At 57.5% G+C, this 14,376-nt stretch carries 14 protein-coding genes, 1 tRNA gene and 2 pseudogenes; 14 read left to right on the top strand and 3 right to left on the bottom strand.

Annotated elements, in window-relative coordinates; translation table 11 throughout:
* The first annotated feature begins 258 nt into the window (after window positions 1–258).
* From rpoE to AB4O23_RS25155, 4 genes are all read left to right on the top strand, one after another.
* Window positions 259–840, top strand: coding sequence for an RNA polymerase sigma factor RpoE (gene rpoE / locus AB4O23_RS25170; protein WP_003172477.1), 582 nt, complete (start codon window positions 259–261; stop codon window positions 838–840).
* A 32-nt stretch (window positions 841–872) separates the two neighbouring features.
* On the top strand, window positions 873–1,460 hold the full coding sequence (locus tag AB4O23_RS25165; protein WP_460084307.1) for a sigma-E factor negative regulatory protein: 588 nt from the start codon (window positions 873–875) through the stop codon (window positions 1,458–1,460).
* A 16-nt stretch (window positions 1,461–1,476) separates the two neighbouring features.
* Entirely contained in the window at window positions 1,477–2,439 is a 963-nt protein-coding gene (locus AB4O23_RS25160; RefSeq protein WP_017529590.1) for a MucB/RseB C-terminal domain-containing protein, read from the top strand.
* A gap of 235 nt (window positions 2,440–2,674) precedes the next feature.
* Window positions 2,675–4,120: a DegQ family serine endoprotease gene (locus AB4O23_RS25155; protein WP_068937764.1), complete on the top strand. Its 1,446-nt coding sequence runs from the start codon at window positions 2,675–2,677 to the stop codon at window positions 4,118–4,120.
* A gap of 65 nt (window positions 4,121–4,185) precedes the next feature.
* Here the strand turns inward: AB4O23_RS25155 and AB4O23_RS25150 are convergent, their stop codons facing one another.
* Window positions 4,186–5,619: a M48 family metalloprotease gene (locus tag AB4O23_RS25150; protein WP_267864532.1), complete on the bottom strand. Its 1,434-nt coding sequence runs from the start codon at window positions 5,617–5,619 to the stop codon at window positions 4,186–4,188.
* A gap of 96 nt (window positions 5,620–5,715) precedes the next feature.
* On the opposite strand from AB4O23_RS25150, the gene AB4O23_RS25145 reads away from it, so the two are divergent.
* Window positions 5,716–5,955, top strand: a complete 240-nt coding sequence (locus AB4O23_RS25145) for a sulfurtransferase TusA family protein (protein WP_010212198.1) — start codon at window positions 5,716–5,718, stop codon at window positions 5,953–5,955.
* Window positions 5,956–5,986: 31 nt separating this feature from the next.
* Entirely contained in the window at window positions 5,987–7,057 is a 1,071-nt protein-coding gene (locus AB4O23_RS25140) for an AI-2E family transporter (RefSeq protein ID WP_003172484.1), read from the top strand.
* 44 nt (window positions 7,058–7,101) lie between these two features.
* Here AB4O23_RS25140 and AB4O23_RS25135 read toward each other — a convergent pair whose 3' ends face one another.
* Entirely contained in the window at window positions 7,102–7,575 is a 474-nt protein-coding gene (locus tag AB4O23_RS25135) for a peroxiredoxin (RefSeq protein ID WP_017529586.1), read from the bottom strand.
* A 10-nt stretch (window positions 7,576–7,585) separates the two neighbouring features.
* On the bottom strand, window positions 7,586–8,146 hold the full coding sequence (locus AB4O23_RS25130) for a glycine cleavage system transcriptional repressor (RefSeq protein ID WP_017529585.1): 561 nt from the start codon (window positions 8,144–8,146) through the stop codon (window positions 7,586–7,588).
* Between the two features lie 272 nt (window positions 8,147–8,418).
* On the opposite strand from AB4O23_RS25130, the gene dapA reads away from it, so the two are divergent.
* The 8 genes and pseudogenes from dapA to AB4O23_RS25090 all read left to right on the top strand — a co-directional run bounded on the left by dapA (window position 8,419) and on the right by AB4O23_RS25090 (window position 14,349).
* Complete coding sequence (dapA, locus tag AB4O23_RS25125) at window positions 8,419–9,297, top strand: 4-hydroxy-tetrahydrodipicolinate synthase (RefSeq protein WP_017529584.1); 879 nt, start codon at window positions 8,419–8,421, stop codon at window positions 9,295–9,297.
* 17 nt (window positions 9,298–9,314) lie between these two features.
* Window positions 9,315–10,430, top strand: a complete 1,116-nt coding sequence (gene bamC, locus AB4O23_RS25120; protein ID WP_460150302.1) for an outer membrane protein assembly factor BamC — start codon at window positions 9,315–9,317, stop codon at window positions 10,428–10,430.
* 4 nt (window positions 10,431–10,434) lie between these two features.
* Window positions 10,435–11,192 (top strand): annotated as a pseudogene (locus tag AB4O23_RS25115) (MBL fold metallo-hydrolase).
* Window positions 11,193–11,219: 27 nt separating this feature from the next.
* Window positions 11,220–11,933, top strand: a complete 714-nt coding sequence (gene purC, locus AB4O23_RS25110; protein WP_003172493.1) for a phosphoribosylaminoimidazolesuccinocarboxamide synthase — start codon at window positions 11,220–11,222, stop codon at window positions 11,931–11,933.
* Between the two features lie 83 nt (window positions 11,934–12,016).
* Window positions 12,017–12,106 (top strand) — tRNA-Ser (locus AB4O23_RS25105).
* A gap of 347 nt (window positions 12,107–12,453) precedes the next feature.
* Window positions 12,454–12,927: pseudogene (locus tag AB4O23_RS25100) on the top strand (Hcp family type VI secretion system effector); the annotation flags it as partial.
* Between the two features lie 12 nt (window positions 12,928–12,939).
* Window positions 12,940–13,668: a DUF4225 domain-containing protein gene (locus tag AB4O23_RS25095; RefSeq protein ID WP_068934966.1), complete on the top strand. Its 729-nt coding sequence runs from the start codon at window positions 12,940–12,942 to the stop codon at window positions 13,666–13,668.
* Between the two features lie 393 nt (window positions 13,669–14,061).
* Window positions 14,062–14,349 carry a hypothetical protein gene (locus AB4O23_RS25090; protein ID WP_017529578.1) on the top strand — a complete coding sequence of 96 codons (288 nt, stop codon included), beginning with the start codon at window positions 14,062–14,064 and terminating at the stop codon, window positions 14,347–14,349.
* Window positions 14,350–14,376: the final 27 nt, after the last annotated feature.

Genomic DNA, 14,376 nt, shown 5'->3' with positions numbered 1-14,376 from the left:
CTCAATAGCAGGTTGCCCGAAAGCTGGGAAAACGTTGAGTTTATTGGCCCGTCGGGAGCAGTGGACGCGTCAGAAAACCGGCGACAAGATTATTCGCGCAGCCGGCGTTGCCCGCGCTGCGTTTTTCGTGTGTGCCAAATCAGTGCATGCCGGAAACTTGCTTGAAGGGGGAGAACTTTTGCGAAAAGTCCGAGTCTATGTTTGCAAGCCTGATCGTTTAGTTATGCAAGCCTCCTTAAAGCACAACGAGGAGTGTTCATGCTAACCCAGGAAGAGGATCAGCAGCTGGTCGAGCGCGTACAACGCGGCGACAAGCGAGCATTTGATCTGCTAGTGCTGAAATACCAGCACAAAATTCTCGGGTTGATCGTGCGGTTTGTGCACGACACCCATGAAGCGCAGGACGTTGCACAGGAAGCCTTTATCAAGGCATACCGTGCACTAGGCAATTTCCGCGGTGACAGTGCGTTTTACACGTGGCTGTACCGCATCGCCATCAACACGGCGAAGAACTATCTGGTGTCTCGCGGACGCCGCCCGCCGGATAGTGATGTGAGTTCAGAAGATGCAGAATTTTACGATGGTGATCACGGCCTCAAAGATCTCGAGTCGCCGGAGCGTGCATTGCTGCGCGATGAGATCGAAGGCACCGTTCATCGCACTATTCAGCAACTGCCAGAAGATTTACGTACGGCGTTAACTTTACGTGAATTTGATGGTCTGAGTTACGAAGACATTGCGAGCGTCATGCAGTGTCCGGTGGGGACTGTAAGGTCCCGGATTTTCCGGGCCCGGGAAGCCATCGATAAAGCCTTGCAACCGTTGTTGCAGGAAAACTAAAGACAGCGGCGACAGCCAAGAGAGGAACCGCCATGAGTCGTGATGCCCTGCAGGAATCGCTGTCCGCAGTGATGGATAACGAAGCGGATGAACTGGAACTTCGTCGAGTGCTCAATGCATTTGATGATGCCGAAACCCGTGATACCTGGTCTCGTTACCAAGTCGCTCGGGCGGTGATGCACAAGGATCTTCTAATCCCTCGTCTGGATATTGCTGCGGCCGTTTCTGCTGCGTTGGCCGATGAAGCCGTTCCGGCAAAAGCTGCTCGTGGTCCTTGGCGTAGCCTGGGCCGTCTGGCGGTCGCTGCCTCGGTAACTGTTGCAGTGCTGGCCGGTGTTCGCTTGTACAACCAGGACGAAATTGCCGGTGCCGAACTGGCTCAGCAGACGCAGCAACCGGTCATGACCGGCCCGCAAGTCAAAGGCCCAGCAGTACTGGCCGGCTACAAGGAAAGCTCCGACACCACCGGCCCCATGGCTAACGGTGTATTGCAAGGGCAATCCGGCTGGCAAGACCAGCGTCTTCCAGGCTACCTGCGCCAACACGCACAGGAATCGGCCTTGAAAGGCACTGAAAGCGCTCTGCCATACGCTCGCGCTGCAAGCCTGGAAAACCGCTAAACCACTAAGGGGCTCTATGCGCGCCATACCGCTCCTTACGCTTTTGCTCAGTGGCTGGTTTGCACTCCCCGCCCATGCCGATGAAGCCCAAGACTGGCTGACACGGCTTGGGCGTGCAGAGCAGCAGCAAAGCTTCCAAGGGACGTTCGTCTACGAGCGTAACGGCAGTTTTTCTACCCATGACATCTGGCATCGTGTCCAGAACGGTCAGGTCCGTGAGCGGCTCTTGCAGCTTGATGGTTCCGCCCAGGAAGTCGTGCGGGTAGATGGCCGAACCCAATGCGTCAGTGGCACCCTTGTCGCCGGCCTTGGCAATTCGCGTGATGCATCTTCACGCGCGCTTGACCCACAGAAACTCAATCAATTCTATGAACTGGCTGTCATTGGCAAATCCCGCGTGGCTGGTCGAAATGCGGTGATTGTTTCAATCGCGCCGCGTGATCAGTACCGCTACGGTTTCGAGCTGCATCTGGATCGGGAAACCGCGCTACCGCTCAAGTCTCTTTTGCTCAATGACAAAGGGCAGTTGTTGGAGCGCTTTCAATTCACACGTTTGAACACATCTAAGCCGCCCGATGATAGCGACTTGCTGCCCAGCAAGGAGTGCACGCCTATTTCTGTGGTTGATGGCAGGGCGCCGGCCGTTGAGTCCACCGAGGCGTGGCATTTGGAATGGTTGCCGCCTGGCTTTCAACTGACCAATAGCACTTCGCGCAAAGACACCCACACCAAAGCCACCGTCGATAGCTTGATGTATGAAGATGGGCTGGCGCGTTTCTCGGTTTTTCTTGAGCCGATCAGTGATGTGGGCATCACCGAGACGCGTACCCAGTTGGGCCCCACGGTCGCGGTGTCCCGTCGGTTGAACACGGTGGATGGGGAAATGATGGTAACGGTGGTGGGGGAAATCCCGATCGGTACGGCCGAACGTATCGCGCTGTCGGTGCGCGGTGAAAAAAAGGCGATCACTCAGCCGTGAGCCGTTAATCCTATGTTCATCCAGCGCTTTCATTGTTGGTCTGTGCCACGTTGGCTACCGAGAGACATGAAATGTCCGGATCAGCATTTTCACTTGCAAAAATCTCTCATGTTTTTTATAGGTCAGGGCTTCTCGGCTCTGGCCTTGTTTTGTTCGCGGAACAAAGACGTCGGTCGCAGTTTTCGGCGTTTCTTGAACCCTGTCGCTCAACCCTGCTCGTCGTAACGGGAGCTGTATGTCGATACCACGTTTGAAATCCTACCTATCCATAGTCGCCACGGTGCTGGTGCTGGGGCAGGCTGTGACCGCGCAAGCGGTCGAGCTGCCTGACTTCACTCAATTGGTTGAGCAAGCCTCGCCAGCCGTGGTGAACATCAGCACCACGCAGAAGCTGCCGGATCGCAAGGTCTCGAACCAGCAGATGCCCGATCTGGAGGGCCTGCCGCCAATGCTGCGCGAGTTCTTTGAGCGTGGCATGCCTCAACCGCGCGCGCCTCGTGGCGGTGGCGGTGGCGGTGGCCAGCGTGAAGCGCAGTCGCTGGGCTCGGGCTTCATCATTTCGCCCGATGGCTACATCCTCACCAATAACCATGTGATTGCCGACGCCGACGAGATTCTCGTGCGCCTGGCCGATCGCAGTGAGTTGAAAGCCAAGCTGGTGGGCACCGACCCGCGCTCCGACGTGGCGCTCCTGAAGATCGAGGGCAAGGACTTGCCAGTGCTCAAGCTGGGCAAGTCTCAAGACTTGAAGGCCGGGCAGTGGGTCGTGGCCATCGGTTCGCCGTTTGGCTTTGACCACACCGTGACCCAAGGCATTGTCAGTGCCATCGGCCGCAGCCTGCCGAATGAAAACTACGTGCCGTTCATCCAGACCGACGTGCCAATCAACCCAGGCAACTCCGGCGGTCCGCTGTTCAACCTGGCGGGCGAAGTGGTAGGCATCAACTCGCAGATCTACACCCGTTCCGGTGGTTTCATGGGCGTGTCGTTCGCTATCCCGATCGACGTGGCCATGGATGTTTCCAATCAGCTGAAAAGCGGCGGCAAGGTGAGCCGCGGCTGGTTGGGCGTGGTGATCCAGGAAGTGAACAAGGACCTGGCTGAGTCCTTCGGCCTCGACAAGCCGGCCGGTGCGTTGGTTGCGCAGATCCAGGACGGCGGTCCGGCTGCCAAGGGTGGCCTGCAAGTTGGTGACGTGATCCTGAGCATGAACGGCCAGCCGATCATCATGTCGGCAGACCTGCCACACCTGGTCGGCGCACTTAAGGCGGGCAGCAAAGCCAAGCTGGAAGTGATCCGTGATGGCAAACGCCAGAATGTGGAGCTCACCGTTGGCGCCATTCCTGAAGAAGGCGCAACGCTGGATGCTCTGGGCAACACCAAGCCGGGCGCCGAGCGCAGCAGCAACCGCTTGGGCATTGCCGTGGCGGAGTTGACCGATGAGCAGAAGAAGGCGTTCGACCTCAAGAGCGGTGTCGTGATCAAGGAAGTGCAGGACGGTCCTGCCGCCTTGATCGGCCTGCAGCCGGGCGATGTGATCACACACCTGAACAATCAGGCGATTGAAACGACCAAGCAATTCACGGATATCGCCAAGGCATTGCCGAAGAACCGCTCCGTGTCGATGCGCGTGTTGCGTGAAGGGCGTGCCAGCTTTATCACCTTCAAGCTGGCTGAATAACTTCCACGGCCCGATAAAAAGCCCCGCCTTCGTTAAACGAAGGCGGGGCTTTTTTGTATCGGGTTTTAGCCCATCATCCCCTTGACCAAGCGTTCCTGTTCGATCAGCTCACGCTGGCGTGCGTCGATACGCGACGAAAGGGGGAAGTTGCTGCCGGCGCGACGTTTGGCAAAATCCAACTGTTGGATCGCCTGCTGAAAGTCGCCCACCAGGGCAAAGTACTCGGCGCGTGCCTGATGCAGACCAATGATGTTGCCGGACAATCCACGAGTCTCCGCGACCTGGTACCACACGTCAGGATCATCCGGGCGGGACTTGAGCAAGCCATCCAACGCTTTTTCGGCATCGGCGGTGCGGTTCTGTTTAAGCAGCAGGTCTACGCGCATCTGATTTAGCGGATAGTTGCCGGGGTATTGGCTCAGCATCCGATCGGTGCGTTGCTGGGCGTCGGGTAAACGGTTGTTATCGATATCGAGCTGAATCTGCGCCAGGTTATAGGTAATGTCGTTGGGCGCCTTGGCCAGTAAGGTTTGCAGGCTATCCCGCGCTTGCTTGAACTGCGAGGCTTTGATTTGGGCGATAGCCAGGCCGTAGCGCGCCACATCGTTTTTCGGGTTCTCGTCCAATTGCGCTTGGAAGCGCTTGGCTGCGAGTCCTGATGTGTCCTCATATTGCAGTTGCACCCGGGCGCGAATCAGTTGGTAGCGCAGGCTGTCTTCCTTGCCGCCGGGCTTGGATTGTTCGGCGCGGTTGCGAGTGTCGGCGATCCGCGATTCGGTGACCGGGTGGGTCAGCAGGAACTCCGGTGGTTTGGCGTCGAAGCGGTACTGGCGACCCAGCCGCTCGAACATGGTCGGCATGGAGCGAGGGTCATAGCCAGCTTTTTCCAGGTTGACGATACCGATGCGGTCCGCTTCTTGTTCATTTTGCCGAGAGAACCGTCGCTGCTCCTGGATGGCGGCGGCCTGGGTGCCGGCAATCGCGGCAATGCCGGCATCGCCGGCACCCGCCGCCGCTGCAATGATGCCGCCGAGCAGGGCTGCCATCATTGGGATCTGCATGCGTTGTTGCGCTTCAACGCCACGGGCGAAGTGACGCTGGGACAAGTGAGCCAATTCGTGGGCCATCACCGAGGCGTATTCCCCCTCGGTCTGGGCATTGAGGAACAGGCCGCCGTTCACGCCCACGATGCCGCCTGGCGCGGCAAAAGCGTTGAGTTGCGGGCTGTTGATCAGGATGAACTCCAGGCGCCGGTCATTGACCTGGCTGGTCTCCACCAGTTTGTACACGCTGGTTTCGACGTAGTCCTTGAGTTGCGGGTCGTTCAGTTGCGAAACCTGCCCACGTAGGTAAGCCAGCCAGGCACGGCCCAATTGATATTCCTGTTGCGGCGAGACAATGGCAGAGCTGGCGTCGCCAAGCGACGGCAGGTCGTCGGCGAAGCCTGGGGAGGCCAGCAGGCAAGCCAGCGTCAGCAGAGTGGGGCGCAAAAAAGTCATGCACAAAGCCTTTCAACAAAGAGCTTACTGTAGCCGGACACTGAGCTTCGGACCAGATATTCTAAGCACCCCCGAACGCTTGCCCGGAGTAAAACCATGACCGACGCTGTAGCCTTTGATGCCGAACTCGATGCCAGCGGCCTCAATTGCCCGTTGCCCTTGCTCAAGGCCAAGCTGGAGCTCAATCGATTGGCCAGTGGCGCCGTGCTCAAGGTAATCGCCACGGACGCAGGGTCACAGCGTGATTTCCGTACATTTGCCAAGTTGGCCGGGCACACGTTGCTGCACGAAGAAGACGCCGCCGGTGTGTACCGTTACTGGTTGCGCAAGGCCTGAACCGTTTGCTCCCATCGCTCGAGGTTGATTGATGTTCAAAGTGTTACGAGACTGGATCCAGCGCTACTTCTCCGATGAAGAAGCCGTGGTGCTGGCCGTCCTGCTGTTTCTGGCCTTTACGGCGGTGCTCACCTTGGGTGGCATGCTCGCGCCGGTATTGGCGGGAATGGTGCTGGCGTATCTGATGCAAGGCCTGGTCACCACCTTGGAACGCTTGCGCTTGCCGGGCGGGGCGGCGGTAGGGCTAGTGTTTGCCTTGTTCATGGGGCTGCTGGTGGTGTTTATCGTGGTGGTGTTGCCGCTGCTGTGGCATCAACTGATCACGCTGTTCAATGAACTGCCCGGCATGCTCGCCAAGTGGCAGTCGCTGTTGCTGCTACTGCCGGAGCGCTACCCGCACCTGGTGTCAGATGAGCAGGTGCTGCAGGCCATTGAAGTGGCGCGCGGTGAAATCGGAAAGTTCGGGCAATGGGCGCTGACCTTTTCCCTGTCCAGCCTGCCGCTGCTGGTCAACATCATGATCTATCTGGTGTTGGTGCCGATCCTGGTGTTTTTCTTTCTCAAGGACCGCGCAATGATCGGCCGCTGGGTGAGTGGCTACCTGCCGCGCGAAAGGGCGCTGATTACCCGAGTGGCCGAGGAGATGAACCGGCAGATCGCCAACTATATCCGTGGCAAGGTCATTGAGATCATTATCTGCGGCGGCGTGACCTACATCGCGTTTATCGCCCTGGACCTGAACTACGCAGCGCTGCTGGCATTGCTGGTCGGCATTTCAGTGGTGGTGCCGTATGTCGGCGCAGTGGTGGTGACGGTGCCGGTCACCCTGATCGCCCTGTTCCAGTGGGGCTGGAGCGACCAGTTCATCTACCTGATGGCGGTGTACGGGATTATCCAGACGCTGGATGGCAACGTGCTGGTTCCGCTGCTGTTCTCGGAGGCGGTCAACCTGCACCCGGTAGCGATCATTTGCGCGGTGTTGCTGTTTGGCGGGTTGTGGGGGTTCTGGGGAGTGTTCTTTGCTATACCCCTGGCGACGCTGTTCAAGGCGGTGCTGGATGCGTGGCCGCGACGGGAGCCAGTGGTGGCGCCGCTGCTGTAGCGGCATCACCCTTTGTAATGAGCGGGGCAAGCCCGCTCGTTACATCAGGCCTTGTTCAGTGCCTGCGCTGCCGCCAGAACGGCATCCACATGCCCTGGCACTTTCACGCCGCGCCATTCCTGGCGCAGTACACCCTGGCTGTCGATCAGGAAAGTGCTGCGATCCACGCCCAGGTATTCCTTGCCGTATAGCTTCTTCAGCTTGATCACATCAAACAGCTGACAGACCGCTTCGTCCTTATCGCTGATCAGCTCAAAGGGAAACGCCTGCTTGCCCTTGAAGTTCTCGTGGGACTTCACGCTGTCGCGCGACACGCCGAATACTTCGGTGTTGGCCGCCTTGAACGCCGCGTACTGGTCACGAAAACCCTGGCCTTCGGTGGTGCAGCCTGGGGTGCTGTCCTTCGGGTAGAAGTAGATCACCACTTGCTTGCCCTTGAGCGCGGCCAAGCTGAAGGTCTGCCCGCTGGTGGCCTGGGCGTCGAAATCGGCGACCGGTTTATCGATGACTACCGCCATGAGTACTTCCTTACATTGGGTTCTGTGGGCGCCATGGCTCGATCAGTGCGTCGAGGTTCAGGGCATCGGCGAAATCCAGGAACTGGTCGCGCAACCAGCTGATTTGCACCCCGGCCGGCAATGTCACGGTAAAGGTGGCGTTGAGCATGGTTCCGCCTGTTTGCGGGGCCTGGTAGGTATCGCAGGTGAGGTTTTCCAGCTCGACGTTATGGTCGATAAAGAACTGGCACAGCTCATTGACGATGTCCGAGCGGTATGCCGAACTTACGTATGCCACGTAAGGCAAGGCTTGGGGGCGATTTTCCAGGGCGGCGCTGCGCACCACGTTGACGGTGAAATTGTGCTTCTTGGCCAGGCCCGGCAGGCCGGTCTCCAGACGCGCCAGCGCATCCCAGGTGCCGGATATCTGCAACACCAGCGCGCTGCACTCGCCGTGGCGGGTCAGGCGGGAGGTCACGACGGCGCAGCGGTTTTCATGGCTGGCGCGGCACAGGACGTTGGTCAGCTCCATGGGGTTGGCGCCGAGGGCACTGATAACAAGGAATTGTTCGCGAACTGTGGGGGTGGACATGCAGCCTTCCTAAACGATGAGCGGTCGATACTATGGGGGCCGTATCGATCAAAGGATCAAGGGTAGCGAAAAGCATCGCTAAGGGATAGGAGGTGGCGTTTTCATTGCGTGATCGGCTGGATTTCACCCCGTTCAAAGCCATGCTCTGGCCCGATGATGGCATTGCCCATCGTTTAGTTGCGCCAGAACGCATCCACACGCGGTACTTTGCTTGTACAAGCATCTTGGCGCCAGTACCATTACGGCTCTCTTTTTCCGGCAGGAGCGGTTGCATGATTGCGGGCAGTATGGTGGCACTGGTCACACCCATGGATGCACAAGGTAATCTCGACTGGGACAGCCTGGGCAAACTGGTGGACTTTCACCTGCAAGAAGGCACCAACGCCATTGTGGCCGTCGGCACCACAGGTGAGTCGGCCACCCTTGATGTGGAAGAACACATCCAGGTGATCGAATTCGTGGTCAAGCGTGTTGCGGGCCGTATCGCCGTCATCGCCGGTACGGGCGCCAACTCGACGCGTGAAGCGATCGAGCTGACCAAGAACGCCAAGAAGGCCGGCGCCGACGCCTGCCTGCTGGTGACCCCGTACTACAACAAGCCGACCCAGGAAGGCTTGTACCAGCACTTCAAAGCCATCGCCGAAGCCGTCCAGATCCCGCAGATCCTCTATAACGTACCGGGTCGTACCGCGTGCGATATGAAGGCCGAGACGGTGATCCGCCTGTCCACCGTGCCGAACATCATCGGTATCAAGGAGGCCACCGGCGACCTGCAGCGCGCCAAGGACATCCTGGCCGGCGTGAGCAGCGATTTCCTGCTGTATTCCGGTGACGACGCCACCGCTGTCGAGCTGATCCTGTTGGGCGGCAAGGGCAACATCTCCGTGACCGCCAACGTGGCCCCGCGTGCCATGAGCGACATGTGCGCCGCCGCCATCGCCGGTGACGCCGTGACCGCCCGGGCGATCCACGAGAAGCTGATGCCGCTCAACAAGACACTCTTTATTGAATCCAACCCTATTCCCGTGAAGTGGGCACTGACTGAAATGGGCATGATGCCGGACGGTATCCGTCTGCCGCTCACCCGTCTCAGCGAAGCCTGTCACGAACCGCTGCGACAGGCCCTGCGCCAGTCCGGCGTCCTGGTTTAATTGAGGAAGCACTACGCATGAAGCGATTGGCCGGACTTTCCGCACTTGCCTTGATTATCTCCAGCACCAGTGGCTGCGGTTGGATCTGGGGCCCGGAAGGCTACTTCCGTGACCGCGGCAGCGATTACCTGGAAGCACAACCCACCAAACCAATGGAATTGCCGCCGGGCGTCAACGTCGCCAAGCGCCTTGATCCGTTGCTGCCGATCCCGCGCAACGTTGCCGACGACACCACCAAGGGTGAGTACGTGGTGCCTCGTCCGCAGCCGATCTCGGCCGTGGCGGATGCCAGCGACTACAGCCTGCAGAAGAGCGGTGACTCGCGCTGGATCGTGGCTCAACGCCCTCCCGCGGAAGTTTGGCCGGTGGCTGTGCAGTTCTTCCAGGACAACGGCTTTCGCATCGACGAGCAGCGCCCGCAGACCGGGGAATTCACCACGGCATGGCAGCAAGGCAGCGAACTGTCCGCCACTATGGCCAAGCGCCTGCAGGTCGGCGGTGTAGCCGCCGACAGCGAAGCGCGCGTGCGTGTGCGCATCGAGCCAGGCGTGCAGCGCAATACCAGTGAAGTCTACGTAGTCAGCGCCGAGCGTCCCGCCGGCAGCACCGCCGATGTCGCCTTCACCAACCGTTCGGTCAACACCGGCGTCGATTCGGCACTGGTCGACGAGATGTTGGCCAGCATGAGCCGTATTTCCGAGAAGGGCGGTTCCGTTTCCCTGCTCGCCGCACGTGATTACGACACCCCGAGCCGCGTCAGCCTCACCGAAGACGGCAGCGGCAACGTGGTGCTGAACCTGGGTGAAGACCTGGACCGTGCCTGGGCCAGCGTGGGTCGTGCCCTGGAGCAAGGCCCGTGGCGTGTTGAAGACATCAACCGCAGCCTGGGCCTTTACTACATCAACGTGGCTGAAAAGGCCGAGCGCAAAGACGACGAGCCTGGTTTCTTCGGCAAGCTGTTCGGCAGCCAGCCGACCAAGGAAGAAATCGAGACCCGCGCCGAGCGTTATCAGGTGCGTTTGAGCAAAGTTGGCGAAAGCGTGCAAGTCACCGTCGAGAAGAACATCAACACCGTTGCGCCGGCTGAAACAGCCCGCAAAGTGCTGGGCGTGATTCAGGACAACCTGGGCTGATCCGATGCGTTTTGCTGTTCTCGGTAGCGGTAGCCAAGGGAACGGCACGCTGGTCGCCCACGACGACACGTACATACTGGTGGATTGTGGTTTCTCGTTAAAAGAAACCGAGCGGCGCCTGCTGCGCCTGGGGGTTCACCCCGCGCAGCTGAGTGCGATTTTGGTGACCCACGAACATGCCGACCACGTGCATGGCGTGGGTTTGCTGTCTCGGCGCTACAATCTTGCGGTGTACTTAAGTCGCGGCACCTTGCGCGGGATGCGCAAACCCATTGAACCCGCAGGTTTCCTGGCCGGTGGCGAGCAACTCCAGATCGGTGCCTTGAGCATTGACGTGATTGCCGTGGCGCATGATGCGCAGGAGCCAACGCAGTATGTCTTCAGTGATGGGCAGCGGCGCTTCGGCGTACTGACCGACCTGGGTTCCTATTGCAGCAAGGTGCTGGACGGCTATCGAGACCTCGACGCATTGATGATCGAGTCCAACCACTGCCGAGACCTGCTGGCTCGCGGTCATTACCCGTACTTCCTCAAGCAGCGGGTGGGCGGCGAACTGGGACATTTGAACAACCACCAGGCGGCGTACCTGGTGTATGAGTTGGGCTGGCAAGACCTGCAACACCTGGTCCTGGCCACCTGAGCAGCAAGAACAACCTGCCGACGCTTGCCCGGCAATGTTTTGTCGACACCCTAGGGTGTGACCCGGACTGGCTGCAATTGGCCGATCAAGATTCAGGGCTCGACTGGCGACACATCGCCTAGCCCACCTCACTCAAAGCGGAGCCCATCATGGAAAAACGTGAAGAACTCTACCGCGGCAAAGCCAAGTCGGTTTACAAGACCGACGACGCTAACCGCCTGATCTTGCTGTTTCGCAACGACACTTCGGCGTTCGACGGCAAGCGCATCGAACAGCTGGACCGAAAAGGCATGGTGAACAACAAGTTCAACGCCTTCATCATGCAGAAACTCGAAGAGGCCGGCATTCCGACCCAATTCGACAAACTGCTGGGCGACAACGAGTGCCTGGTGAAGAAGCTGGACATGATCCCGGTCGAATGCGTCGTGCGTAACTATGCCGCCGGCAGCCTGGTCAAGCGCCTGGGCGTGGAGGAGGGCCTCAAGCTCAACCCTTACACCTTCGAACTGTTCCTGAAGGACGACGCCAAGGGCGACCCGTTCATCAACGAATCCCACGTCGTGGCGTTCGGCTGGGGCACCGCTGAACAACTGGCGCGCATGAAGGAGTTGTCCCTCAAGGTCAACGACGTGCTGAGCAAGCTGTTCGACGACGCAGGCCTGCTGCTGGTGGACTTCAAGCTGGAATTCGGCGTATTCCACGACGGCTCCATCGTCCTGGGTGACGAATTCAGCCCGGACGGTTGCCGCCTGTGGGACAAGGACACCAAGAAGAAGATGGACAAAGACCGCTTCCGCCAGGGCCTCGGTGACGTCATCGAAGCCTACGAAGAAGTCGCCAATCGTCTAGGCGTACCGCTTTAATCGACGCAAGCATCTGATAGCACGGAAAAAAATCGCTTCGGCGCTTTGCATCCACGAGTCATGCTGTTATGATGCGCGCCGTTGGAGAGATGCCAGAGTGGCCGAATGGGACGGATTCGAAATCCGTTGTACCTTCACCGGTACCTAGGGTTCGAATCCCTATCTCTCCGCCATTATTGAATACGACTAAGCCCCTGAAATGGTTGAACATTTCAGGGGTTTTTTCGTTGTTGGGGTTTGGTTTAGGGCAAATTTAGGGCAAAACTGCGAATGCTGAACTGCTTCTTCTGGCACTTAGGTTACGGCGTTGGAGCTATTGCCGAAATGGCAGCGCAAAGCTGAACCCGCAGATCTGGATGCGGATGAGGGCGAAACACAACTGCGTAAATACCTGGCGACGCAGACAGTTTGAAACTTCGAGTTTCAGATTTCTTTGAAATACAGAAGCGTCCTACAACTGCGCTTTGGGTTGATGTAATAGCCTGCTCAGCCGATTGGTTTATTACAAGGAAAGGCACCCATGGCGAACACTGGATATATGTCGATCACTGGTAAGATTCAAGGGTTGATTTCGGCAGGATGTTCAAGTCAGAGCTCGATAGGTAATAAATGCCAGCCAGGGCATCTCGATGAGATCATGGTACTTTCCTATAGCCATAACATGGCAAATCTCGGGAATGTCGATAAGCCGACGCATCGGCCAATTGTCCTAACAAAAAATGTCGATAAGTCTTCACCGTTGCTGGCACAAGCTCTTTCAAGTCGAGAAGAAATTCAATGTACGATTAGTTTTTACCGTGTGTCTTCTTTCGGACAACAGGAAAAGTTCTATTCGATATCAATTGAAGGGGGCGTCATTTCGGACCTGACGCTGGATATGCCGCATGTCATTTTACAAAATGACGCTGAACCCCAGGAGCATGTTGCTATTCGTTATCGGAGCATAACTTGGGTCCACCACCTTGCTGGAACGACCGGGTACAGTTCTTGGGGGGGGGGACGAGTGATGCCGTTCAGAGATAAGAATGGCGGCAATGAACCAAGCAGCTGCGACTTTTGGCAAGTCAGCCGCGCTGGAAGCATCCTTGCTAACCAAGCTTGTACCGTGAGCGCCCGCCATATCCAAGATGGTGTGTTACGTCTGCAATTCAATCGTGAAGTGGCGTACTACGCGAGAAGTATCGTCCACGATGTGGAGCAGGGTAGAAAATCACCGGAGCAGGGTCTTCGCGACTTGGAGGACGAGCAAAAAAGCCTGCTTGAGCAGTCACTGGAAATTGCTCAAAAGGGTGTCGGGGTGGTCGCTGGTGTATTGCAGTTCGCGGCGGGGGCAGGGATTTGCTACGGCTCTGTTGGCACGCTTTGTCTGGTGGCAGGCGCGCCATTGATGGCGCATGGTGCTAATAACACTTATGAAACTGCACGCAATCTATGGGAGGACCGCACGGATACCCAAGGACCTGTGCGTAAGGGTTATCACGAAGTTTCCAAAGTGATGGGCGGTGACGAATTTGAAGGGAATATGGCCTATGGAGGCGCAGACTTATTGATGTCTGCCTATGGTTTAGGCCGGTTGGTATTGAAACCTGACTCTTGGCGCCTGTTTCGTTATGTTCGTGGTGATTATCAACGTGCGTATATCAATACGAGCAAACAGGCTTTCGCAGTAGATATGACCGCTGACGGGTTTACGATGGGTTCCATGTATAAGGAAACTGCTGAAGATGGACGGTGATCAGCTTTTTGTTACCGTTATATATTTTGTTGTTTCTATGTTGGGTTTTTTATTTTGGCGTGCCGTTATCAGGTATTTTTCCAGTGAGTGTTTTAGGGGTATATGGTTTTTGATGTCCCTTGCTGGAGTCTTGCTATGGGGGGCGATGCAATACGGTGTGTCTAAAAACGGGTCTATTTTGTTCTTTACACAGCCACTGGATTTTCTTGTGCAAAACTACTGGGTGCGATGGATTGCATTCATCAGTGTTCTATTACAGGCAGCGAGCATTCCGAGCAAAAAACCGTACAAGCGATAGTTGCCACGAAAGCAACCGCTGGCTGACAGGCCGAGCTGACAGACTCGATTGAAAACCGATGATACCTTCGCATTTTTCTCTCCAGGAGAAATCACGTGAGACCTGTCATCAAGCGTTCCCTGATCAGTTTGGTGCTGGCGTTGTTCATCTTCATCGTTGCCTTGGGTTTCTACCGCTTCGGCAACACACACGCCGCGCCGTACGTACTGCTCGAAAACTGCGAAGCCGCCGACTTGCGACTGGTGAAGACACCGTCTGCGATGACCCTGCTCAACACACGGATCTACAAAGGCGGCAGCCTAAGTATCAGCGATGACGACCATCGCGCTTTCAAAAGTAGCACCGCCTATGCCGAAGTGGTTGCCCGTGGCGATGATTGCTGATTTAGCTACGGTCGATGCCTTATATAA

The sequence above is a fragment of the Pseudomonas sp. H2_A10 genome, from assembly GCF_054680085.1.
The sequence above is the reverse complement of the archived record's forward strand: the minus strand, read 5'-3'. Positions and strand labels throughout refer to the sequence as shown.

Coding starts and splice junctions, on each gene's coding strand:
- rpoE (WP_003172477.1), top strand. CDS start 259: ATGCTAACCCAGGAAGAGGATCAGCAGCTGGTCGAGCGCGTACAACGC.
- AB4O23_RS25165 (WP_460084307.1), top strand. CDS start 873: ATGAGTCGTGATGCCCTGCAGGAATCGCTGTCCGCAGTGATGGATAAC.
- AB4O23_RS25160 (WP_017529590.1), top strand. CDS start 1,477: ATGCGCGCCATACCGCTCCTTACGCTTTTGCTCAGTGGCTGGTTTGCA.
- AB4O23_RS25155 (WP_068937764.1), top strand. CDS start 2,675: ATGTCGATACCACGTTTGAAATCCTACCTATCCATAGTCGCCACGGTG.
- AB4O23_RS25150 (WP_267864532.1), bottom strand. CDS start 5,619: ATGACTTTTTTGCGCCCCACTCTGCTGACGCTGGCTTGCCTGCTGGCC.
- AB4O23_RS25145 (WP_010212198.1), top strand. CDS start 5,716: ATGACCGACGCTGTAGCCTTTGATGCCGAACTCGATGCCAGCGGCCTC.
- AB4O23_RS25140 (WP_003172484.1), top strand. CDS start 5,987: ATGTTCAAAGTGTTACGAGACTGGATCCAGCGCTACTTCTCCGATGAA.
- AB4O23_RS25135 (WP_017529586.1), bottom strand. CDS start 7,575: ATGGCGGTAGTCATCGATAAACCGGTCGCCGATTTCGACGCCCAGGCC.
- AB4O23_RS25130 (WP_017529585.1), bottom strand. CDS start 8,146: ATGTCCACCCCCACAGTTCGCGAACAATTCCTTGTTATCAGTGCCCTC.
- dapA (WP_017529584.1), top strand. CDS start 8,419: ATGATTGCGGGCAGTATGGTGGCACTGGTCACACCCATGGATGCACAA.
- bamC (WP_460150302.1), top strand. CDS start 9,315: ATGAAGCGATTGGCCGGACTTTCCGCACTTGCCTTGATTATCTCCAGC.
- purC (WP_003172493.1), top strand. CDS start 11,220: ATGGAAAAACGTGAAGAACTCTACCGCGGCAAAGCCAAGTCGGTTTAC.
- AB4O23_RS25095 (WP_068934966.1), top strand. CDS start 12,940: ATGCCGTTCAGAGATAAGAATGGCGGCAATGAACCAAGCAGCTGCGAC.